The sequence below is a fragment of the Mycetocola sp. Y444 genome, assembly GCF_059445295.1.
In genome coordinates, this window is record NZ_JCAIUB010000002.1 from 440038 (window position 1) to 463402 (window position 23365).

The 23365-nt window shown below is 65.6% G+C and carries 18 protein-coding genes; 11 read left to right on the forward strand and 7 right to left on the reverse strand.

The features are described 5' to 3' along the window. Window positions 1-780 precede the first annotated feature (780 nt). Window positions 781-2232, reverse strand: coding sequence for an MFS transporter (locus AC1C2M_RS08800; protein WP_495435988.1), 1452 nt, complete (start codon window positions 2230-2232; stop codon window positions 781-783). Between the two features lie 172 nt (window positions 2233-2404). On the opposite strand from AC1C2M_RS08800, the gene AC1C2M_RS08805 reads away from it, so the two are divergent. The 6 genes from AC1C2M_RS08805 to AC1C2M_RS08830 all read left to right on the forward strand — a co-directional run bounded on the left by AC1C2M_RS08805 (window position 2405) and on the right by AC1C2M_RS08830 (window position 9762). Continuing rightward, window positions 2405-3247 (forward strand): DeoR/GlpR family DNA-binding transcription regulator, encoded by an 843-nt coding sequence (locus AC1C2M_RS08805; protein WP_495435989.1) that lies wholly within the window; start codon window positions 2405-2407, stop codon window positions 3245-3247. 223 nt (window positions 3248-3470) lie between these two features. Next, window positions 3471-4808, forward strand: coding sequence for a Gfo/Idh/MocA family protein (locus AC1C2M_RS08810; RefSeq protein ID WP_495435990.1), 1338 nt, complete (start codon window positions 3471-3473; stop codon window positions 4806-4808). Continuing rightward, window positions 4805-6106 (forward strand): ABC transporter substrate-binding protein, encoded by a 1302-nt coding sequence (locus AC1C2M_RS08815; protein ID WP_495435991.1) that lies wholly within the window; start codon window positions 4805-4807, stop codon window positions 6104-6106. Before AC1C2M_RS08810 ends, AC1C2M_RS08815 begins: the two co-directional genes overlap by 4 nt. A 3-nt stretch (window positions 6107-6109) precedes the next feature. Continuing rightward, on the forward strand, window positions 6110-7084 hold the full coding sequence (locus tag AC1C2M_RS08820; RefSeq protein ID WP_495435992.1) for a carbohydrate ABC transporter permease: 975 nt from the start codon (window positions 6110-6112) through the stop codon (window positions 7082-7084). A gap of 4 nt (window positions 7085-7088) precedes the next feature. After that, window positions 7089-7964 (forward strand): carbohydrate ABC transporter permease, encoded by an 876-nt coding sequence (locus tag AC1C2M_RS08825; RefSeq protein WP_495435993.1) that lies wholly within the window; start codon window positions 7089-7091, stop codon window positions 7962-7964. A 64-nt stretch (window positions 7965-8028) separates the two neighbouring features. Then, on the forward strand, window positions 8029-9762 hold the full coding sequence (locus tag AC1C2M_RS08830; protein ID WP_495435994.1) for a DUF4832 domain-containing protein: 1734 nt from the start codon (window positions 8029-8031) through the stop codon (window positions 9760-9762). 112 nt (window positions 9763-9874) lie between these two features. On the opposite strand, the gene AC1C2M_RS08835 is transcribed toward AC1C2M_RS08830, so the two are convergent. Next, a complete protein-coding gene (locus tag AC1C2M_RS08835; RefSeq protein ID WP_483405399.1) occupies window positions 9875-10630 on the reverse strand; it encodes an SDR family NAD(P)-dependent oxidoreductase in 756 nt (251 codons plus the stop codon). A gap of 266 nt (window positions 10631-10896) precedes the next feature. Here AC1C2M_RS08835 and AC1C2M_RS08840 point away from each other — a divergent pair, with 266 nt between their 5' ends. The 3 genes from AC1C2M_RS08840 to AC1C2M_RS08850 all read left to right on the forward strand — a co-directional run bounded on the left by AC1C2M_RS08840 (window position 10897) and on the right by AC1C2M_RS08850 (window position 14371). Next, window positions 10897-11631, forward strand: a complete 735-nt coding sequence (locus AC1C2M_RS08840) for a YoaK family protein (protein WP_495435995.1) — start codon at window positions 10897-10899, stop codon at window positions 11629-11631. Window positions 11632-11830: 199 nt separating this feature from the next. Beyond that, complete coding sequence (locus AC1C2M_RS08845) at window positions 11831-13582, forward strand: amidase family protein (protein ID WP_495435996.1); 1752 nt, start codon at window positions 11831-11833, stop codon at window positions 13580-13582. A 57-nt stretch (window positions 13583-13639) separates the two neighbouring features. Next, window positions 13640-14371: a cohesin domain-containing protein gene (locus tag AC1C2M_RS08850; RefSeq protein WP_495435997.1), complete on the forward strand. Its 732-nt coding sequence runs from the start codon at window positions 13640-13642 to the stop codon at window positions 14369-14371. A 121-nt stretch (window positions 14372-14492) separates the two neighbouring features. Here the strand turns inward: AC1C2M_RS08850 and AC1C2M_RS08855 are convergent, their stop codons facing one another. From AC1C2M_RS08855 to AC1C2M_RS08875, 5 genes are all read right to left on the reverse strand, one after another. After that, window positions 14493-15749: an amidohydrolase family protein gene (locus AC1C2M_RS08855; protein WP_495435998.1), complete on the reverse strand. Its 1257-nt coding sequence runs from the start codon at window positions 15747-15749 to the stop codon at window positions 14493-14495. Between the two features lie 7 nt (window positions 15750-15756). After that, window positions 15757-17091: an ABC transporter permease gene (locus AC1C2M_RS08860; protein ID WP_495435999.1), complete on the reverse strand. Its 1335-nt coding sequence runs from the start codon at window positions 17089-17091 to the stop codon at window positions 15757-15759. Continuing rightward, on the reverse strand, window positions 17088-18179 hold the full coding sequence (locus AC1C2M_RS08865; protein WP_495436000.1) for an ABC transporter permease: 1092 nt from the start codon (window positions 18177-18179) through the stop codon (window positions 17088-17090). The genes AC1C2M_RS08860 and AC1C2M_RS08865 overlap by 4 nt, the downstream gene beginning before the upstream one ends. Continuing rightward, complete coding sequence (locus AC1C2M_RS08870; protein WP_495436001.1) at window positions 18176-19801, reverse strand: ABC transporter ATP-binding protein; 1626 nt, start codon at window positions 19799-19801, stop codon at window positions 18176-18178. The genes AC1C2M_RS08865 and AC1C2M_RS08870 overlap by 4 nt, the downstream gene beginning before the upstream one ends. Window positions 19802-19920: 119 nt before the next feature. Next, window positions 19921-20964 carry a BMP family lipoprotein gene (locus AC1C2M_RS08875; RefSeq protein ID WP_495436002.1) on the reverse strand — a complete coding sequence of 348 codons (1044 nt, stop codon included), beginning with the start codon at window positions 20962-20964 and terminating at the stop codon, window positions 19921-19923. A 182-nt stretch (window positions 20965-21146) separates the two neighbouring features. Between AC1C2M_RS08875 and AC1C2M_RS08880 the strand changes: the two genes are divergently transcribed. Together AC1C2M_RS08880 and AC1C2M_RS08885 are read left to right on the forward strand one after the other, a co-directional pair. Further along, window positions 21147-22595, forward strand: a complete 1449-nt coding sequence (locus AC1C2M_RS08880) for an amidohydrolase (protein ID WP_495436003.1) — start codon at window positions 21147-21149, stop codon at window positions 22593-22595. A 2-nt stretch (window positions 22596-22597) separates the two neighbouring features. Next, window positions 22598-23356 carry a creatininase family protein gene (locus tag AC1C2M_RS08885; protein ID WP_495436004.1) on the forward strand — a complete coding sequence of 253 codons (759 nt, stop codon included), beginning with the start codon at window positions 22598-22600 and terminating at the stop codon, window positions 23354-23356. The last annotated feature ends 9 nt before the right edge of the window (window positions 23357-23365 follow it).

Genomic DNA, 23365 nt, shown 5'->3' on the forward strand with positions numbered 1-23365 from the left:
GTGCAGCGCTCGCGGGGAGCGGCGGGATGAGAGGGCGACCGAGGTAGTCGAGCTTGGGGGCGCGGATGGCGCCTGGGTGAGGGAAGGACTCGGGCGCGAGCGGGCGGATGTGGGAGGGGGCGTGGAGGTTCAGCCTGCGGGTGCGGGTGCGGGTGCGGGTGCGGGTGCGGGTGCCGCGCGACGCGGGTGCCGATGCTGCGCGGCGCGGGCACGTTGGCGCGCGGAGGGACGGCCCGTGCTGAGCGCGGCACTCCCATGCCGGCGCTGCAGTTACTTCTGCCGCTTGGGCATGGATGTGCAGCGCTCGCGCGGGAGTGGCGGGATGAGAGGGCGAGGAACGGGATGGTGGGCGAGTGCGGGGCGCGGGGTGGGGGAGCGATGTAGTCGAGTTGCAGTGCTCGGATGAGAGATGGTCGGGGATGCCGCGCGGCGCGAGCACGCTGACGTGCGCAGCGGCGACCCCGTGCTGAACGCGGCACTTCCATGCTTGCGCTGCAGATACTTCTGCCGCGTGGGCATGGATGTGCAGCGCTCGCGCGGGAGGGGTAGTCGAGTTGCAGCGCTCGGATGAGAGATGGTCGGGGATGCCGCGCGGCGCGGGCACAGTGGCGCGCGGAGGGACGGCCCGTGCTGAGCGCGGCACTCTCATGCCCGCGCTGCAGATACTTCTGCCGCTTGGGCATGGATGTGCAGCGCTCCGCAAAAGGCGGGACGGATGTGAGCCCGCGAGGCATGGATGTCGAGCGCTCGCGGTGGGACGGGAAGCCCGGGGCGCCGCCGCTACCGCGCGTCGGCCCCTCGCTTCGCGTCGTCCGCGTCGGCCCCTCGCTTCGCGGCGTCCGTAGCACCCGTAGCACCCGCGGCGCCCGCCGCGTCCGCAGCACCCGCGTCGCCCGCGGCATCCGCCCCGTCCGCGGAACCCTCCCCACCGGCCGGACGCTGCGCCCGAGCCGCCGCAATCGCCGCCCGCCCCGACGGCAGCAACACGGCCACCGCCATCACGAGGATCGTCACTATTCCGGCGATGATGAGGAGTATCTGCACGCTGATCACGTCGGCCAGCGGCCCGAACACCGTCATGCCGATCGGGGTCGCCAGCGCCATCACGATGCCGACGTAACTGAACACCCGCCCGTGCATCTCGGGTTCCACCGTCTCCTGCACGAGGGTCATGAACGGCGCGGAGAACAGCGGAACGAGCAGCCCGAACGCAAACATGAACCCGTAGAACAGCCACAGGTCGGGCGCGAGCCCAAGCGCAATGGTGAACACCGCGAAACCGAACGTTGCGAACAGGATGAGCGGCATCCGACCGAATTTCGCCAGCACCGTCGCCACCAGAACCCCGCCGAGAATCATGCCAACGCTGAACGCGACCTCGAGTACCGTCACCATCCAGACCTCGGTACCGAAGGTGCGCGCGATCAGAAGCGGCGTGATGAACGACGGCGCAACGGTCAGCAGGAAGATGATGGCGAACACACCGAGCAGCCAGCGAACGACCCGATGCTGCCAGATGTACCGCATTCCCTCGACCAGGTCCTCGCGGTAACTGGTGGTCTTGGACGCGATCGACGCGAGCGTCGGCACCGAGACGAAGGCGAGGAAACCGACACCAATCACCGCGGTGACGACGTCGATAAAGAACACGGGCACGATGCCCCACAGCCCGAAGACAGCACCGGCGGCAGCGGGCGCGAGCAGCGCCATCGCCGACTGAATCGACCCGAACAGACCGTTGACCCGCATCAGATTCTCGGCCGGCACAATCTGCGGGATCATCGCCTGCACCGCCGGGGTCTGGAATCCCGCCCCAATCGATCGCGCTCCCACAGCGAGCAAAATCACCCAGAGGTCGGTAATGCCGTTAAGCATTGCGATCGCGAGCACCAGCGTCACCGCCGCGATCGTAGTGTCGGCAATGATCACGAGCACGCGCCGGTTCATCCGGTCGGCGACGACACCGCCAAAGATCGACACAACGCCCTGCGGAAGAAACGCGGCGAGGGCATAGAGCGCGATCGCAAAACCCGACTGGGTCGCGAAAGTGACGTACCACATCACCGCGTACTGCACGATCATCGACCCGAACAGCGAGATGGTCTGGCCGCTGAGAAAGAGCGCGACGTTCCGTTTCCAGTGCGGGGGCACAGCGGATGCCTCGGCGCCGGTCGCGAGGATGCCGTCAGCGGATAAGTCGTCAGTAGATGATGAAGCTGGCTCAGAACTCACCGGTTAAGGCTACGGGTCGCCGCTGACATAGGCCACCCGTCGCGGCTGCCATCAAAGCCCGACTTCGCGCCAGATTCCTCACCTCATGCTGGAAATGATCGATATGGTCAGACTTGATCAATTTCAATCATGTCGTGTCGGATGTGATGACAGCGTGAGAAGGAGGGTCGCCGTGATTCAACAGGGCCGCCTCAATGTCGTACTCGAACTCGTCGGTGAACGGGGCAATGTGTCGATCGCCGAGGTCAGCCAGGCGCTCGGCGTCTCAACGGCCACGGTACGCCGCGACCTCAACGCGCTCGCCGAGCAGGGCCTCGTGACCCGCACCCACGGCGGGGCATCCGCGCTCGGCTCGGCATACGAGCTCCCGCTGCAGTACAAGATCGCGCGCCAGGCCGAGGCCAAGGTCGCGATCGCCCGGGCCGTCGCCGACCTCATCAATCCGGGGGAGTCCGTTGGCCTGAACGGCGGCACGACGACGAGCGAGGTCGCACGGATGCTCGGACGGAGCGAGCGGCTCCGCGTCGGCCCCGACAAGGTCGGCGTCACGATCGTCACCAACGCCCTCAACATCGCCTACGAAATGTCGGTGCGCGACCACATCAAAATCGTGGTCACGGGCGGTTTCCCGCGCCGTCAGTCGTACGAGCTGGTCGGCCCGCTCGTCGGTGCTGCCCTCCGCGGCTTCAGCCTCGACACCGCAGTACTCGGCGTTGACGGGCTCAGCGCCGCATTCGGTGCGACCACCATTCACGAGGGAGAAGCGGATGCCAGCAGCGAGATCGCCGGCGTCGCCCAGCGTGTGATCGTGGCTGCGGACTCCACCAAACTCGGGCGCAGCACCTTCGCTAGGATCTGCCCGCTGAACGCGATCGACATCCTCGTCACCGATGCCGAGGTGTCGCCCGGGTTTGCCGCTGACCTCGCCGCGGCTGGCGTCGAGCTCGTCGTGGCCGCACCCGCTGAGGCGGGCGACACGGACGGACCGGGCCCGACGCCGACAGACGCGGACTGACCCGGCCGGAGCGGCGGCGCACAGCCCCGCCCCGGCATCCGCTGAAGCCCCAGCACCGCACCGGCGCAGTGTTACGGCCAGGTAAATAAGCAAAACCGATCCTTCCCTGTCAAGGGCGAGCAGCACTAGTGTGCTGTTTTGTGATCATTTCCATATCAAACGTGACAAACTCGCGCAACATGGTGCAAGATGGCAGAAGACACAACGAAGTGGAATCCAGCAGATGAATATCAGTTCAACTCGCGGCACCAGCGACGCCGGTGACGGGCACGGCGCAGGCAGCGGAAACGCCAGCAGCACGGGCACCGGCAACGGCAGCAACGGCAGCGCCGCGGCCCCATCCCTGGCCGTCGCCGTCATCGGAACCGGCGCCCGCAGCGTGATCGCGCACCACGTCGCCGAGGCACGTCCCGGCGCACGGGTTGTCGCTGCCGTCGACACCACCGAACCGGGCCGCGACCGGGCACGAGCCCTCTTCCCCGACGCGACGGTCTACGAGTCGCTCGACGAGCTCATCGCCGCCGGCGGAATCGACGCGGCGATCGTCACCACCCCGGACCACACCCACGAGAACATCGCTGTCGCCCTGCTCGAGGCCGGCATCGCCGTCTACCTCGAGAAGCCACTCGCCATCTCCCTCGAGGGCGCCGATCGGGTGCTTACGACAGCGGCCGAGACGGGCACACCGCTGTACGTCGGCCACAACTTCCGTCACTCCGGTGTGGTCCGCGTGATGCGCGAGATCATCGAACGCGGCGAGATCGGCGAGGTCAAGGCCGTCTGGGTCCGCCACTTCGTCGGCAACGGCGGCGACTACTACTTCAAGGACTGGCACGCCGACCGATCCAAAACTGGAACCCTGCTGCTGCAGAAGGCCAGCCACGACATCGACATCGTGCACTACCTCGCGAACGGGTACACCCGCCGCGTCGTCGGCATGGGCGACCTCATGATCTACGGCGACATCACCGACCGCCGCGAGCGCCCGGGTGAGGTCATGGAGGACTGGTTCTCCTACGACAACTGGCCCCCGACCGCGCAGACCGGACTCAACCCCGTCGTCGACGTCGAAGACGTGTCGATGATGCTGATGACCCTCGACAACGGCGTGCAGGCGAGCTACCAGCAGTGCCACTTCACCCCCGACTACTGGCGCAACTACACGGTCATCGGCACCGAGGGTCGCCTGGAAAACTTCGGCGACACCGCCGGCGGAACCGTCAAGGTCTGGAACCGCCGCCACGAGTGGCAGGAATCGGGAGACGCCGAGTACCCGATAGAGGGCGTCGCGAGCGGGCACGCGGATGCCGATTTGCTCACGATGACAGAATTCCTGGCCCACGTGCTCGACGGCGCCCCCACCATCGTGTCGCCCATCGCCGCACGGGAAGCCGTCGCCGCCGGATCGCTCGCCGCGGCATCCCTCCGTGCCGGTTCCACCCCCATGACCGTCCCGGACCTGGCGCCGGCGGTTCTCTCCCGCTTCACCTCCCGTACTGCCCCCTTGCACCACCTGACAATCACAACAGACGCGCTACCCAGTGAAAGGACCCCCTCATGACCTCGTCCACCCCCTCCGCCCGGCGGTTGACCGCCGGAGTGGCCGCAGCCATGGGCCTCATGCTCGCGGTCAGCGGCTGCAGCTCGGATGCCGGAACCAGCGACAGCGGCGAATACGGCGCCCCCGATAAAGACCTGAAGGCATCCATCACCTACGGGCTGTGGGACAAGAACCAGGTGTCCGCGATCGAAGAGAACATCGACGCGTTCAACGAGCTCTACCCGAACATCGAAGTGAACGTCAACGTGACGCCGTACTCCGAGTACTGGACCAAGCTGCAGACGCAGGGTTCGAGCAAGACGCTTCCCGACGTGTTCTGGATGAACGGCCCGAACATCGGCCTGTACGCGTCCAACGGCCTGCTCGAGCCGATCGCCGACGCGGTTGACGCCGGCGACATCGAGCTGTCGAACTACCCGGAGTCGCTCGTCGACCTCTACAACGTCGGTGACGAGCAGTACGGCGTTCCGAAGGACTTCGACACGATCGGCGTCTGGACCAACAAGGCACTGTTCGAACAGGCCGGGGTCGAACTGCCGAGCGAGGACTGGACCTGGGACGACTTCCAGACCGCGGCCACCGACATCTCCACCGCACTCGCGGCTGAGGGAATCTACGGCGGCGCCGGCGGCATGGACGGCCAGACCACCTACTACAACACGATCTTCCAGGCCGGCGGCTCGGTCATCGACGGTGACACCTCCGGGTACGCTTCGGAAGGATCACAGGCTGGCATCCAGTTCTGGAGCGACCTCATCGCGAGCGGCGGGTCACCGTCCATCCAGCAGCTGACCGACACCACGGCAGACCAGTGGTTCACCTCCGGCAAGCTCGCCATGTACTGGGGCGGCAGCTGGTTCCGCTCGGCACTGACCGACCTCCCGTTCGCCGGTGACATCACGGCGCTTCCGCTGCCCACGGGCGAGGAGCAGGCCACCGTCATCCACGGTGTCTCGAACGTCGTCGCCGCTGACTCCAAGAACAAGCAGGCCGCCCAGGCGTTCCAGGTCTTCCTCGCCAGCGAAGAAGCTCAGCAGCAGCAGGGTGACGCCGGCGCGATGATCCCGGCATTCACCGGAACACAGGATGCCTTCACCCAGTCGATGCCTGACGCCAACCTGCAGATCTTCCTCGACGCTGTCGAGTACTCGAAGCCCCTCCCGGTGAGCAACAACTCTGCCGTCTGGAACGCATTCGAGACCGAACTGCTGCCCCAGGCGTTCTCGGGTGAGCGCCCGACCGCTGAGGTCACCGCGGAACTCGCCGAGCAGATGGACGCGGCTCTCGCCGAGGAGTAACCAGTGACAACCGAAACGCACACTCCCGGCTCGCCCGCCCCGACCCGCACGGGTCGGGCGGCGCGAGCCGGGAGCGGCGCCCCGCCCCAGACACCGCGGCGTCGCTTCGCCGGTGACGGCATCTGGCCGTGGCTCTTCCTCGCCCCACTGGTCGGCGGGATCTCGGTGTTCTACTTCTGGCCGATCCTCCAGACCGCGTTCTACTCCCTTACGGACTGGGGAGCATTCGGCGGGTGGGACTTCGCCGGATTTGAGAACTACGTCGCCCTGTTCGCCGACCCGGCGCTCTACCTCTCCTTCGGCAACACCCTGCTCTACACGGCAATCGTGCTGCTCGGCATCCCGATCGCCGTCTTCCTCGCCAGCCTGCTGAACCTGCCTGGCCTCCGTTTCGCGTCGCTTTACCGGGTGCTGTTCTTCCTCCCGTACGTGGCGATGCCGACGGCGGTAGCCATGGTCTGGCGCATCATTTTCAACGGCGACTTTGGACTCTTGAACTATGGGCTCGGTTTTCTCGGCATCGACGGACCGTACTGGATCAGCACCCCCGGTGCCGCAACAGTCGCCGTTGCGATCGTCGGCCTCTGGTCGTCGCTCGGGTTCGCGATGATCGTGCTCGCCGCCGGACTCAAGAGCATCCCGCCCGAAATGTATGAGGCATCCGAACTCGACGGAGCAAACAGGTGGCGGCAGTTCCGTTCGATCACCGTCCCGCTGCTCACGCCGAGCATCTTCTTCATCTCGATCGTCACGATCATCTCGAGCTTCCAGGTCTTCGACCTGCTCTACGCAATCCTCGGCAGTTCCAACCCGGTGTTGCCCAAGAGCATGTCGCTCGTCTACTTCTTCTATCGCGAGGGTTTCGTGAACAACGACAAGGGTTACGCGGCGGCGATCGCCATGGTGATCTTCGTCATCATCGGAATCGTGACCGCGATCCAGTTCCGCTTGCAGAAACGGTGGGTCCAGGTTGACTGAGGCAGTGGCATCCGTTCGGGTTCCTCCCGCAGCGAGGAAACCGACCCCGCGTCGCCGAGCCCCGCGTCGCGGCGGGTCGCACGTGTTCGCGCACATCATCCTCGGCGGAGGCGGGCTGTTGATGGCCTTCCCGTTCGTCTGGCAGATCATCATGTCGCTGTCGACGAACGCCGAGGTGCAGAGCGTCACGCCCGTGTTCTGGCCGGCCGAACTGCAGTGGCAGAACTACGCCGCCGTGTTCACCCGCCTGCCGTTCCTGGAACAGCTGACGACGTCGGTGGTGATCACCGTGATCCGCACGGTCGCCCAGATCCTGTTCTGCACCCTCGCCGGGTATGCGTTCGCACGCATGCGGTTCCGGGGCAGGGGCATCCTGCTCGCGCTCGTGCTCTCCATCCTGATGGTGCCGTCGCAGGTGTACCTGCTGTCGCAGTACCAGATTGTGCAGAACCTCGGCCTGCTCAACACGCTCGGTGGTCTGGTGCTGCCCGGCCTGTTCAGCGCGTTCGGCACCTTCCTGATGCGAACGGCGTTCCTCGCGATGCCGGTCGAGCTCGAAGAAGCGGCCCGCCTCGACGGTGCGAACCCGTTCCAGGTCTTCTGGAAGGTCATGCTCCCGCTGGCCGGCCCGACGATCAGCGTGCTCGCGATCACCACAGTGCTGTGGTCGTGGAACGAGCTGCTCTGGCCGCTCGTTGTCACCACATTCAGCGATCGGATGCCGTTATCGGCGGGGCTCGCAACGCTCATTGGTGACCGCACCACCGACTACCCGGTTGTGATGGCAGCGAGCCTGCTCGCCATGGCACCCGTGTTGATCATGTTCGTTGTTTTGCAACGTCGGGTCATCGACGGCCTCGCTTCCAGCGGGCTGAAGTAACCGGCATCCAGTACGCAATTTTCCGTTCCACACAAAGCATCATCCGACTCAAAGGAGATCCACCGTGCACCAAAGGAAACACCACAAGAAATTCGTACCGATCGGAATCGCACTGGCGGGGATTGCGGCGTTGGCCATCCCGTCCGCCGCGATCGCCGCGCCGGGGGACGTCACCGTTCAATATGAAGAAAGTGCGGGGGTCATCGCCAACCCCGAGCGCGGGTTCTATGACCACACCGAAACGCATTACCGGGCTGACGGTTCCGGATATGTGCCGCTTGTCCGTGCGGAAATCGAGGCGTTCCGCACCGAGGGTGTCACCCAGATCCTCCGAGTGTTCTACCTGGAGAAGTTCGTCAACACCCCGACGCTTGACCCCGAGTTCCTCGCCCTCGTCCAGGCCGACTACGACACGGCGCGCGAGGCTGGCATTTCCGTGATCACCCGGTTCGCTTACGTGCAGGGCGGCGCCTGGCCATACGAGCCGCCGCACGGAGACGCACCGCTCGACATCGTTCTCGCGCACATCGAGCAGCTCACCCCGATTCTGCGGGCGAACGCGGATGTCATTCCCGTCGTTCAGAACGGACTGATCGGCCTCTGGGGCGAGGGTTACTACACCGACCACTTCGTCGCAGACCCCGCCAACCCCGGTGTCGTCACTGAGGAGGACTGGGCCAACCGGTCAGCGGTGACCGATGCGCTGCTCGAGGCACTTCCCGAAGACCGTTCGGTTCAGGTCCGTACGATGCTCTCGAAGCAGGAACTCTTCGACGTGCCCACCGGCGCGGCGGGCGCCATCACGCTCGCCCAGGCGCACGACGGCAGCGATATCTCGCGCGTCGGTCACCACAACGACTGCTTCCTCGCGGCGCCCGATGACTGGGGAACGTTCCTGTCCGACCCGATCGAACTCGACCAGGAGTACCTCGAGGCGGACAGCAAGTACGTGCCCATCGGTGGTGAGACCTGCAACGTCAACCCGCCGCGCTCCGAGTGGGAAAGCGCGTCCGCAGAGATGGCGCGCTACAACTACAGCTACCTCAACCGTGACTACAACCAGGCGGTCCTCAACACCTGGGGTGCCGAGGGCATCGAAGAGACAGCGCAGCGACTGGGCTACCGCTTCGTGATGACCGAGAGCACTGTCTCGGCGGATGCCGACGGCGCGACCCAGCTCACCCTCGGGGTGCGCAATGACGGTTGGGCAGCTCCGTACAACCCGAGGACCGCCGTTCTGGTGCTCGAGGGTGACGCCGGCAGCTTCGAAGTGCCGTTCACCGACAACGACGATGCGCGCATGTGGATGCCGGGTACGACCACAACGCTTACCGCATCGTTCGCGGGTGTCCCCGACGGGGAGTACCAGGCGTACCTCGCTCTTCCAGCGGGAGATGCCGGCACGAGTGTGGACGCCCCCCTGGCCGGTCAGGCCGTGAGCGACGACCCGCGGTTCGCCATTCAGGCCGCGAACGTCGGCACCTGGGATGCGACCACCGGTCTCAACGCGCTCGGCCAGACGGTGACGATCGGCGCCGCGGCTCCGGTGATCACGCCGGCTCCCGTTGATCCCGCGGATCCCGCACCTGGAGTGCTGGCCCCGGCCGCGCCGGGCGCTGCTCCTGGCACCGTCGCTCCGGTAGTGACCGGTGACGGGACGACGGATGCCCGCGACCGGCTCGTGAACACCGGTACCGAGACCAGCCCGCTTGGCCTCGCCGTCGCTGCGGCGGTTGCGATGCTGATCGGCACCGGTGCGCTCGTCGCGCTCCGTCGCCGACAGAGTCAGCTCAGCTAGGCAGGCGCTCGCCGAAACGCCGAACGGGCACCGGATGTCGTCATCCGGTGCCCGTTCGCGTGTGTCACGCCAGGTCAGCGGTCCGTGACCGGTCCGCTGATCGATGAGACGTTTAGACGGTGGTGTAGCCGCCGTCGACCAGCACGTACGCGCCGGTCATGAAGCTTGCCTTGTCTGACAGCAGGAACGCTGCGACGTTGGCGATTTCCTCGGGACGGCCGAGGCGTCCGAGCGGGTGCTTGCCCTTGAGGCCCTCGAGCATCTCAGCGGGAGCGGCTTCGAGCAGCGGGGTGTCGATGTAGCCGGGGCCGACGGCGTTGATGCGCAGGCCCTGTGCTCCGTACTCTGCAGCAGCGTTCTTGGTGAGGCCGACGACCGCGTGCTTTGACGCGGTGTACGCCGACGAGCCGAGGGCTGCGACGGTGCCGTGGATCGAGGCCATGTTGACGATGCCGCCTTCGGCCGCACCGGACTCGAGGATGGCGGGGATCTGGTACCGCATACCGAACAGCACACCGTTGAGGTTGATGCCGATGACGCGTTCCCAGTTCTCGAGGTCGGTGTCACCGGTCAGGGCGGGGGCGCCACCGATGCCGGCGTTGTTCACCGCGTAATTGAGGGCCCCGAAGGTCTCGACGGCGAAGTCGACGGCCTTCTTGCTGTCTTCAGCGATCATGGTGTTCGACTGGAACGGAACAGCGGTTCCGCCAGCGGCGGTGATCTCGTCGGCGACGCGGGTCGCGCTCTCGAGGTTGATGTCGGCGACGACGACCTTGGCGCCGTTGCTGGCGAGTTCCTTGCTGATCGCTTCGCCGATGCCTGAGCCGCCACCGGTGACGAGTGCGGTCTTTCCTTCAAAATTGCCCATTGTGTTTCCTTGCTCGGGACAGAGTCCCGCGTTTCTGGATAGGGGCGGTTCTTCCGAACCGTCTAGAGGGATAACGGCCTCCGAGCCCAGCCTATTTCATCACTCTGCATAGACCTCTCAACAAAAAGTGAGCATACCTTCCATCCGAGCGACCTCGTGCAGCGGCAGGCAGCTGGCCCCGTGTCATCCGCCTCTGGCCGATCACCGGCAACGGCACTGTCATGGTGCCGACGCCGAGTGCGTCGCCACACCACCAGGAGGCGACAATGACGAACTCCCCAGCCAGCACCCCAGCGGCACAGTCGGCGATCGCTGCCCGCGACACCGGGCTGGTGGCCGCGCTTCTCGTCCTGTCGATATCCACCGGCATCCTCGATGGCGTGAGCTATCAGGCGCTCGATCAGGTCTTCACCGGCAACATGACGGGCAACGTGCTGTTTCTCGGATTCGCACTCGGTGGGCAGCAGGAACTCCCCGTCGTCAATCTGCTCGTCGCCCTCGGAGTCTTCTTCCTCGGTGCGGTCACCGCAGCCCGGGTCCTTCGGATCAGGCCGACACACGATCGGGTCCCGCTCGCGACGACCGCGACCCTCGCGTGTGGCACCGTCGTGACCTTGGGCGTCGGTGTCGGGTGGGCGGTGATCGGGCCGCCGAACGACACCGCGATCGTCGTGATCACGGGGGTGCTCGCCTTCGCCCTCGGCGCCCAGGCCTCGGCCCTCAAGCCGGTGGGCATCAGAGACATCAGCACTGTAGTCGTCACCATGACCATGGTGAACCTGGCCCACGACGGCTGGCTCTCCGGCAAGCACGACCCGCACTGGCTGCGCAAGCTTCTTGCGATTCTCGCCATGGGGTTCGGCGCCTTCCTCGGTTCGGCCCTCTACTTCTCCTTCGGCGCCCCGGTCGCGACGTGCGTCGGCGCCGTCGTGATGGGGTGCGGAGCCGTGGTGCTCAGGGTGGTGTCGAACCGGGTGGCGGCATCCGGAGCACGGTTGTAACGCCGTCGCCCGATTGGGCCAGCCCTCGAAACCCCGGCGTTACACCCCCGCAACACGGGGCTGTGAGCATCGGAATCACGCCGCAGAATGCGTCGTCACGCCGCGCTCCGCGCGTCGATTCCTTGCCTGCCCCGAGAGGAACACCTTGAGTCAGCCACCACGGCACCGATTCCGAAAATTCGTTCTGCTGCCGGGAGCGATGGTCGCAGTCGCGGCCACCAGCCTCGGCGGCCTCACCGTCGCCACTGCGGCACCGTCAGACACCACGGGACTGAACTTTCTCGCTCCCTTCTATATAGAGGCAGATCTCACCGGAGACGACGCTGTCGATGAGGTCGATATCGCCAAGCTCATGGCGGCGCTCGGCAGCACGAACGCCGACCCGACCTGGGCGGGCGTGAGGGTGGCCGACTTCGACGGCAACGGAACGATCACCGTCACCGATGTCGCGCAGCTGAGCCAGCGTGCGCTCTACGACGACGGTCCGTTCTCCGCGGTCGAGGCGAGCACGATCGATGCGCAGAAGGCAATGAACGCCGGTGTGATCAGCGCCGTGTCACTGACGAAGATGTACCTCAACCGAATCGCCGCATACGACGACCAGGGCGAGAAGCTCAACTCGATCATCTCGGTCAACGAGCACGCGCTTGAGATCGCTGCCCAGCTGGATGCGGAACGTGCCGCGGGCGGTCCCCGCAGCATGCTCCACGGCATCCCGGTAATCGCAAAAGACAACTACAACACTGTCGATATGCCGACGACCGCTGGTTGCACTTGCCTGAAGAACAACCAGACGGATGCCGACAGCCAGATGGTCGAACAGATGCGCGCTGACGGGGCGGTCATTTTGGCGAAGGCCAACCTCGACGAGTTCGCATTCAACCTCACCACCGACAGCTCGCTCGGAGGACCGACGATGAGCCCGTACGTCCGCAACCAGAACGCGGGCGGATCCAGCGGAGGAACCGGCGCATCCATCGCCGCCAACCTCGGCATCATCGGACTCGGCACAGACACCGGCGGATCGATCCGGGTGCCGTCGTCGTTCAACCAGCTGGTTGGCGTTCGGCCGACGGTTGGCCTCGCCAGCCGTGACGGCATCATCCCGCTCGCGCTGTCGCAGGACACCGGTGGCCCGATGACCCGCACGGTTGCCGACGCGGCGATTGCGCTCGACTCGGTCGTCGGGTTCGACGCCGAAGACCCGACTACCGCGGAGTCCAACGGCAACATCCCGGGCACGTACACCTCGAGCCTCGACGACTCGAGCCTCGAGGGTGCGCGGATCGGCTACGTTCCGTCGATCGTCGGCTCGAACCCCGCGGTGGTGCGCCTGTTCAACCAGGCGAAGGCCGACCTCGAGGCGCAGGGCGCGACCCTCGTTGAGATGGTGATCCCCAACCTCTCGACCGTTCAGAATTACTCGAGCGGAAGCACCAACGAGTTCAAGCACGACGTCAACGAGTACCTCGCCAAGTTCGTCACCGACCCCGACGTGCCGTACGAGACGCTCAGCGAAATCATCGCCGCGAACGACTACCAGTACCCGTCGCGCACCAACACGTACAACGCTCGTGAGCGGGTGAGCGAGGAGCAGTACCAGGCCTGGATCACCCAGCACAACGCGGAAATCGCGAATGGCGAGTCGATCCTCACCGGTGCGATGAACACGTACAACGTGTCGGCGATGATTTACCCGACGACGACCGGCCAGTACAACGCCGGCGCCAACAACCGCCTTAGCCCGTATGGCGGGATGCCGGCGGTCACCGTCCCGATGGGGATGTCGTCGACGGCGATCGACGGAAGCGCGATCGACGGAGCGCCATCGAACATCGAGTTCCTCGGCCGGTCATACGCCGAGTCGACGCTGCTCGGGTTCGCGTACGACTACGAGCAGGCCACGAAGCACCGCACCTCACCGTCCCTCTTCCCGGAACTGGTGGGTTGAGCCATGGCGACGATACGGCGAGTGCAACAGCAGACAGAACTGAAAGGTAACGAGTCCATGTCATCAGCGGGGAGCATCCGTCGACGAGTAACATTCGCGGGTCCGGTGGTCGCCGCGATGGTCGGCGGCCTGGTGCTGGCCGCACCGCTGTCGGCAACGGCGGCTCCGAGCGTCGCGACCTTCTCGATTGCGGTGTCGGATGCCACGGTGCAGGTCGGCGAGACGGTGGACGTCACGGTGTCGGTCACGGGTGCGGTCGACGTGTACGCGTACGAGCTGGCGTTGGGCTTCGACCCGGCGGTGCTCGAGTATGTCGACGGCAGCGCGCAGACCCCGATCTCGGGAGTCGGGGCCGCGACTGTGGAGGGCAGCGAGCTGCAGTATGTGCACACCAAGCTCGGTACCTCGCCCAGTGCGACCGGTGACCTGACGCTCGCGACCCTGTCGTTCGAGGCGATCGGCGCGGGCGATGTGACGCTCGCGCTCGACGCAGAGCTGGTGGGGGCGGATGCCGTGTCGCTGGTCGTCGCGGATGCTGCGTCGGCCGATGTCGAGGTGCTGGCTCCGCCCGCGCCGGTGACGTCGCCGTCGGCCGCTCCGGCGGCTCCGGTGACGCCCGGTGGATCAGCGGGGGAGGACGCCGACCCGGTGTCGGCATCCGAGCGCGACAAACTGTCGGATACCGGCGCGGATCTGGCGGCGTGGCCGTTCGTTGGCGCCGGGGCAGCGCTGCTTCTCGGAGCGCTGCTCGCGTTCGGGGTGCGGCGGAACCGGGCCAGCCAGGCCTGATTCGTACCGTCCTCGATGGAGACGTAGAAGTGGCGGCTGGAGCACCATGCCAGCTGCCACTTCCGCTCGCGGCGCGGCGCAGCGCCTCGTGCGAATAGCGGTCGGGTCGTTCACCCGCAATTCAGGATTCGGGCAGCGCGCCCTGCACGACAACGCCGCGGGAGACAACAGCCACGATATTCTCGACCCGGAGGTCGTCGAGGTTCAGCCAGGGGCGCCCGCGCATCACGAGGAAATCTGCCCCGAAGCCTGCATCGAGGATTCCCACCTGTGACTGCAGCCCGACAGCGGCCGCAGCCCGGGAGGTGGCGGCCTGCAGCGCGCGTTCGGGGGAGTACCCGAGAACCTCACCCATCCGCCGCACCTCGCTCATCTGGTCGCCAAAGCCGACGTGGTAGCCGTTCGCATCGGTGCCGAGCACGAAGTCGGCGCCAGCCGTAGCGGCATCCCGCATGAGCTCGTTGCGCGTTTTGACGAGCGCAGCGGCCTTTGCCGCCTGGTCGTCGGACACCGGTACCCGGCGCTGGGCGATGACATCGTTGATGAGCAGGGTCGGCGCGATACTCACTCCTGAGGTGCTGGCCGCGACGGCCTGTTCGCGGCTGATCAGCGTGCCGTGCTCGATGGAGTCAACGCCGTGCCGCAACGCGATGGCGATGCCGTCTTCGGTGTGCGCATGCGCCGCAACCCGAAGGCCGAGTGCGTGAGCTTCGTCGACGATCGCGTCGATCTCTTCGTCAGTGTGGTTCCGCCATGAGCTCCGGTCGGCCGAGAGAACTCCGCCGCTCGTGGCGATTTTGATGCCGTCGGCGCCAGCGCGGGCCCAGTGGCGCACCAGGGCGCGGCACTCCCACGGCCCATCGGCGGTGGGTTTCCGGTTCTCGACAGCGGGAGGGGTGAACATATCACCATGCCCCCCGGTCATGGAGACCAGTCCGTTTGTAACCAGCCGGGGCCCGGAGACAATCCCGGCGTCGAGTGCGCGGCGCAGCGAGATCTGGATCTCGTCGGCAGCCAGATCGCGCAGGGTCGTGACACCGGCGGCGAGGGCCTGCTGTGCGTGAGCGAGCCCGTGGAGCACCTGCTCCTCTGGGCGCGTGACGACGGGCCAGCCGAGGAAGTCGGCCGGACTATCCGACGCGTTCCCGATGAGGTGCACGTGCGTGTCGACCAGCCCTGGGATCACGCTGAGTCCATCGAACGTGGGTCCGGTTGGTCCGGGCAAGAAAGCGGATGCCGCGTCGATGCTCTCGACGACGCCACCTCCGGTCGAGCCGCCGTGCGGACCCCGGGTGACGATACCCTCGTTCCAGATCAGCGAGACCCGTCCACGGGCGGCTCGGCCGTCCCAGAGAGCGATTCCATTGAGTGAGTGCACGGGTCTCCTAGGACTTTGAGTTGCGGCGCGGCAGCACTTTACCGAGCGCCGCCGGAGGGCGCATGGTCGTGCCGGCCACGACGAGCACGGCGAGCGTGACGAGGTATGGCGTAGCGGACGACAGGGCCGCGGGGAGCGGGATCCAGATGAAAACGGCGAGAAGAACGGCACCGAGAATGAGCGGAGCGATGCTCGATCGCCGCCTCTTGCGCAGCATCCGGAGCCCGCCAAGCACGAGGAAGACGACGGCGAGGATGAAGACGAGGGCGCGCAGGGTCTCCGGCCGACCGAGCCCGATCGCGTCGCTGAAACCGAACAGGGCCGAACCGGCAAAGACGCCGCCGGGCATCCAGTTGCCGAAGAGCAGCGTGGCTAGGCCGACGAATCCGCGACCAGCGGTCTGGTTCTCGACGTACATCTGCGAAATGAGCACGAGGGTGCCGCCGGCAAAACCGGCCATAGCGCTTCCGGTGAGCACAGCAATCCACCGGGTGCGGTGCACACTCCCGCCAAGCGCCTGCAGGGCAGCCGGCTGCTCTCCGGCTGCTCGCCAGCGCAGGCCGAACGGGGTGCGCCACAGGATGTACGCGGTCAACGGCACCAGGGCGAGGCCGATCAGGGCGGCAACGGAAACGTCCCTGGTGAGGCCGCCGACGATGCCACCGATCTCCGCGATCACCGGCAGGCTACTCGACTCCATGGCTCGCGCGGCGTCGGGAGTGCCAAGCCCGCCGGAGACGAACGGGAGGCTCACCGACGGCACGCTCTCCGCGATGCGCGGCGACCGGGCGATGCTCCCGCCCGCCATGTCGGCGAAGACGATGTCAGACATGAACCGAGCGACAGCAACCGCGATCACGTTGATGGAAACACCGACGATGAGTTGGTTGATCCCCATTTCGATACACAGCACCGCCATGAGGACGCCGAAGATGAGGCCCCCGATTACGCCGCCGATGAGAGCGGCCCATGGGCCGGCATAAGTTCCGAAGAGGCCTGCCATCCAGGTGCCGCCGACCATCATCCCTTCGAGCCCGACGTTGATGACGCCGGCGCGCTCGGAGAAGATGCCGCCCATCGCGACGACGGCGATGGGAACAGTGAGTCGCAGGGCCGAACCCCACGTCGAGGACGCGGTGATTCCGGGCGCGTCGGCAAGGTATCGCGCGAGGATCAGGAGCCCAAGGCCAAGAAACACCCAGCCAAGAACCCGGCGGATGCGCACTATCGAGTTGGCGTTGCGGGCATCGGCTGGAACAGGACGCGTGTCCGGCGCGGCATTCAGGGGAGCAGCGGTGAGTGTTGTGGTTGCTCCCGCCCCGGTGGTCATTCCGTCGCTCATTTCACATCCTCCAGCACGGGTTCCTTGCGTCTGGAGCGCATGGCCCGCCAGAGCGAAACTTTCTTGTCGGCTTTTTCGGTGATCCAATAGCCGATCGCAGAGCTGATCAGAACGACGGCGATGAAGATCTGGCCAACCTCAGTTGGCAGCTGTACCAGTCCGAGTACCTGGGCGCTGCGGTCGACGAAGGCGAGCACAAAGGCCCCGACGGCCATTCCGATCGGGTGGGAACGGCCGAGCAGCGTGGCGGCAAGGCCGACGAACATCAGGTCGATCGGCATGGTGCCGTCGTATCGGTAGGTGACGCCGAGGATGTGCGGAAGACCGATGAGTCCGGCGATGGCACCAGAGGCCAGCATCGCGATAATCACCCGGCGGTTCACGCTGATGCCCGCAGATTCGGCGGCCTCGGGGCTCAAAGCTGTGACCCGCATCGTGTATCCGAAGACGCTGCGGTTCATCACGAGGTAATAGATCACTCCGACGAGGATGGCCACGATCAGGAAGCCGGAGATCTGTGTGCGGTCACCGAGCCCCAGGTCGATGAGTGACGGCATCCGCCCGCTTTCGTCGATGACCGCGGTTCCGGTGTTCTGCCCTGCACCCGATCGGAAGACGTCTGCAAGCAGTATCGCCACCAGGGTCGTTGCGACGGCGTTGAGCAGGATCGAAGTGATGACCTCGTTGACACCGCGGTAGACCCGGAGCAGTGCGGGGATGAGCGCCCACAATGCGCCGACGGTGCACGAGATGAGCAGCACGATCGGCAGCTTGAGCACGATCGGCAGGTTGATGCTGGCGGCCGCGACGGCGCCGGCGAGGGCAGCGAGCCGGTATTGGCCGTCGACGCCAATGTTGAAGAGGCCCATGCGCACGGCGAACGCGCCGGCGACGGCGGCGATGTAGAGCGGGACAGCTTTATTGAGGCTCGCGACGAGGGAGTCAGCTGTCGTGCCGTATTCCCACATCACCTGGTATGCGCTCGTTGCGCTGTACCCGCTGAAGGTGAGGAATAGCGTGGTGACAAGCAGAGCGAGCCCGATCGAAATCACCGGTCCGGCGACGGTTGTCACAATTCTGCGCATCATCGCGTTGCTCCGGTCTCGTCGGTTCGGTCGCCTGGGACGTCGGTGGGCAGAAATCCACCCGGGTCGTGGGTCGTGCGCACGCCGGTCATGTATTCACCCAGCTCAACAGGGGTGAGGGAGCCCGGCGAGAGTTCCGCGACGATTCGTCCTCCATACATGACGAGAAGGCGGTCGCTCAATTCGAGGAGCTCGTCGAGGTCCGCGGAGATCAGCAGCGTACTGAGGCCCTGGTCTCTGGCCTTCGTCAACTCCGCCCAGACTGCGCTCTGTGCTCCGATGTCGACACCGCGAGTGGGGTGTGCGGCGAGAAGCACAGTCGGTTGGGCTCCCATTTCTCGACCGATGATGAACTTCTGCTGGTTGCCACCGGAGAGCGACTGCGCCGGTGTGCTGGGCGAACCCCCGCGCACGTCGAACCGGCGGATAATCGACCGGGCGGCGGAACTCGCCGCTCCTTTGTTGAACCAGATTCCCCGGCGAATGGGTGCGCGGTCGTGGTAGCCGAGCGCCGCATTCTCGAAGAGTGGCATGGCGAGGACCACTCCGTCGCGGTGTCGGTCTTCGGGGATGTAGCCAAGTCCGAGGCTTCTGCGCTTCTTCGTTGGCAGGGATGTGATGTCCTCGTTGGCGAGCGTGACAGTGCCGGTGCTTGGGATGCGACCGAGGAGGGCCATCAGGAGTTCCGTCTGGCCATTGCCCTCGACGCCAGCGATACCGACGATCTCGCCGGAACGGATCTCGAAGCTCACGGCATCCAGAAGCGGCTTGCGGCCCGGTGCACCGACCGTGAGTTCAGTCACCGTCAGCGAGAGGGCGTCACCGACGGGGATCTCGCGCGGCTTGACGGTCGGCATCTCGACCTCCACCATCATGGCGGCCAATTCCTGCGCCGTCGTATCGCGCGGAAGAGTGTGACCCACCACTGCTCCGTGACGGATGACGGTGATCTCGTCGGCGAAGCTGAGCACCTCGTCGAGTTTGTGGGAGATGAAGATAACGGCCGCCCCGCGGTCGGTCAGCCGACGGATCGAGTCGAACAGGGCAGTTGCCTCGCTCGGCACGAGCACCGCCGTCGGTTCGTCGAGGATGATGATGCGGGCGTCTCGGTAGAGCACTTTGAGAATCTCAACGCGCTGGCGGTCGCCGACACCGAGGTCGCGCACGACGCTGTCGACGTCAATGTCGAAGCCGTTGGCGACGGCCAGATCGTGAACGCGCCGTCGCGCGGTACTGATGTCGAGGGCGAAGGCCGAGCCAGGCTCGTCAGCAAGGACGATGTTCTCCCAGACGCGCAGGGCGTCCGCGAGCAGGAAGTGCTGGTGCACGATACCGATGCCCGCTTGCTGGGCGGTGCGTGGTGAGCGGAACTGGCGGACGACGCCGTCGACCTCGATCGTTCCCTCGTCTGCCGGTTCTTCGCCGGCGAGGATTTTCATCAGGGTCGACTTGCCCGCACCGTTCTCGCCGACAACCGCGTGAACAGTTCCCGGCCGGGCCGCGAGGTCAATGCGGTCGTTCGCGACAAAAGTGCCGAATCGTTTGATGATGCCCGTCAGCCGAACGATGGGCTCCACGGAATCGGCGGCTGTCGGGGAGGCGATGGGGGCGGCGCTCTCAGTCATGGCGTCTCATTTCGGCTCGGGGCGAGCGTGCTGCGGCGAGGGTTCGACCTGCGGCCCCCAAGGAGCTCGGGTCTATAGTGTGAGCGGGCGCCCTCGGGGGAAGGGCGCCCGCTCACTGGTTACAGTGCGGTCGGCACTGTCACCTCTCCGGCGATGATCGAGGCTCGGACCTCGTCGATCTGCTCGGTAAGTGTGTCGAGATATCCACCGCTCATCGACAGCTGGACTCCGTCATTGGAGAGGTCGTAAACCAGCTCGCCCTCTTCGAGTTCGCCGGCAAGGTAGGCCTCGATGGCATCCTGAACAGCGACGCCGGTGTTCTTCACAGCCGAGGTGAGAATGTGCGGCTTAATCGCGTCGTCAACGCTCTGGTACGCGTCCCCGTCGACCCCGATCGCCCACAGGTGTTTGTCGGCGGTGCTCGACGACAGCGCCTCTTCGTATACACCTTGGCCTGATCCGCCAGCGGCGGTGTAGATGACGTCCGCTCCGCCGGCGTACATGGATGCCGCGGCTTCCTTGCCCTTGGTCGGGTCGCTGAATCCCTTGAAGTCTCCGAGGGGAGCCAGGTAGCTCGAGTCCACTGTGATATCGGGGTTGATCGATGCTGCGCCGGCCTGGAAGCCAACGTAGAAGTCCTGGATGAGCGGCATGTCCACCCCGCCGATGAAGCCGATGTGGTTCGTCTTCGAACTGAGCGCCGCAGCCACACCCGCGAGGTAAGACGACTGGTTTGCGGCGAACGACACTGTGGTGACGCCGGCGATGACCGTGCCCTTGTCCACGTCGATGTTGACGAGTGCCGTATCCCCGGCATCCGTCTCTCCCATCGGTGAACCCCACTGGAAGCCGATGCCGATGGCAAGGTCGGCGTTCTGGTCGAGAGCCAGGTCGAGGCGCTCCTGGTAGTTGTCGGTGTCTGGGCTCGAGAATTCGAGGGGGTTGAACTCGTTGTCCTCCTGCGCAGCGGTAAATCCGTTGTACGCGCTGTCCATGAGCGCGAAATCTCCACGGGTGCCGTAGAGGAGCGCGACGGACTTCGCGTCGGCGTCAGCGGAATCGTTGGTGACGGCTGCCTGGCCGCCACACGCGGTGAGGGCGAGCGCGGCGGTGAGGGCCATGCCGGTGAGGGTGAGGCCGCGCTTGGTCGGGTGTGAACGCACTGGTGCTCCTGAAGGTTTTGAAATCGCTTGCAAGGGGATGCGGAACAAATTCCGGCCGTTCGCCTGCTCATGACGGCCACAACAGACAACAACCTAGTGGCTGGATGTTGCGAGCGTGTAACAGTTTTCATGGAACGTGCAAATCTTTGCCGGAGCGCCGCTCACCATGGCACCCTCGAAGGGTGACGAACACTAGCGCTTTGCCGGTACCGGCATCCGTTGACATCATCATCACCGGTGCAACGGTGCTGACCGAAACCGCGCGCCCTGTCGCTTGCTACCCCGATCGCCAGCGGGAGGCAGGGAACAGTGGGCCGACAAGTGCCCGGCTCGGAGGAACGGCGACGTTCCTGGCCGACCATGCGATAGGGATCAGCGGAAAAACGATCGCCTGGGTCAAGCCGACGGCTGAGGTGACCGACGTCGAGCGCGCTTCGGCTGAGCTGATCGATGCCTCGGGCCAGATCGCGATGCCCGGAATGATGAATGGACACACGCACTCGCCGATGACGATGTTCCGTGGCGCCGTTGAGGATGTGCCCACAGAGGAGTGGTTCAACGGCCACATCTGGCCGATGGAAGTGAACCTGACGCCTCGCGATGTGCGGCTCGGTGCCCAGATTGCGGTGGGGGAGATGCTGCTCGCCGGAGTCACGAGTTTTGCCGACCATTACTTCAACATGGATGAGATCGCAGGCGTCGTAGAGGCATCCGGCGCGCGAGCGACACTCGCGTCCACGTTCTTCTCAAGCCAGGGGCCCGACGGACTGAAGGCATCCGTTGATTTCGTCGAACGATGGCACGGCGCTGCCGGCGGACGGATCACGGCAGCCCTTGGCCCGCACGCGACATACACGGTCGATGATGGGGACCTCCGGGCGACGGCTGCGGAGGCAGCCCGGCTGGGTGTGCGAATCCACGTTCACGCGGCCGAGAACATGGACCAGACGAGGGCGAGCCTGGAGAAGCGCGGAGTGACGCCTATTCGGGTTCTGCACGACACCGGCGTGCTCGAAGCAGGTGCGATCATTGCCCACGGTGTCGGCATCATCGAAGACGACCTGCAGTGGCTCGAACCGTATGCCGACCGGGTTGCGGTGGCGGCGTGCACCAAGAACTACATGAAGCATGCCATGGGGCAGGGGACTCCGATCCGGCTTCTCCACGACGCCGGGATCACCGTCGGGATCGGTACCGACGGAGCCGCGTCGAACAACACGCTCGACATGATCGAGAGTCTGCGGTTCCTTTCCCTGCTGCAGAAGAACCGCTCCGAAGACGCGACCTGGCTCACCTCTGCGCACGCTCTTGATTTGCTGACGCGGCAGAGCGCGGACCTGTTCGGCATGGGGAGCACGCATGGACGTCTCGTCGAGGGATACACCGCCGATATTGTGCTCGTCGACACGCGACGCCCGCACCTGCAGCCTGTTCACGACCCTGCATCGACGCTCGTGCTGGTCGCGAAGTCGAGCGATGTGACGACGGTTCTCGTTGACGGTGCGGTCGTCGTGCGGAATGGCCGGCTCGCCACACTCGACCTCGACGGTGTCTATGACGAACTGTCGGCGCGTATCCCCGCCCTGACGGATCGCTCACACGGCCTGTCAATTCAGGAGTACGCTCCCTGATCATGCGTGCCTTTGAGACCCCATGGCCAGACGTCGCTGCCCGCTTCGCGAGCGGCGGTACGGTGGCCATCCTCCCGTTTGGCGCGCTCGAACAACACGGCCCCCATCTCCCGCTCGGTACCGACACCATCACCGCTGAGTATGTGGCGTCGGCACTCGCAGAAATCCTCGGCGCCGTGCTGCTTCCGCCGGTCAACTATGGGGACACCTGGAACAACGCCGGCTACCCCGGCACGATTTCGCTCCGGCCCTCGACCGTGACCGCCATTGCCGTCGACATTGGTGTAGCCCTCCAGGCCGCTGGTACCGCCGGTCTTGTGATCGTGAACGGTGACTGGGGAAACCGGCAGCCCCTGTACTCGGCCACCCGCGAGCTTCTCGAGCAGGGAATGCCGACGATTACGCTGGACTACCCGGGTATGGATGCCGCGATCTCGCGAGTGCGCGAGAGCGAACCCGCGGCGCCCGGACTCAACCATGCAGAAGAGGTGGAGACGTCGATCATGCTCGCCATCGATGCCTCACGCGTGCACGCCGATCGCTTTGTGTCCTCCTATCCCGAGTTCCCCTCTGACTTTGGTGTTCGCCCCATGCAGCTCCACCCGTTCTCACCAAGCGGCGTATTCGGCGATCCGTCGACAGCGACCGCTGCAAAGGGCACCGCGATTCTTGACGCGACCGTTGCAGAGTCGATGCGCGTGCTCGATGGATTCCTTGGTGAGCTCGGTGTTATAGCCGCCGCAGTCGAGGGCGGGGCGTAGGCGTGGGCG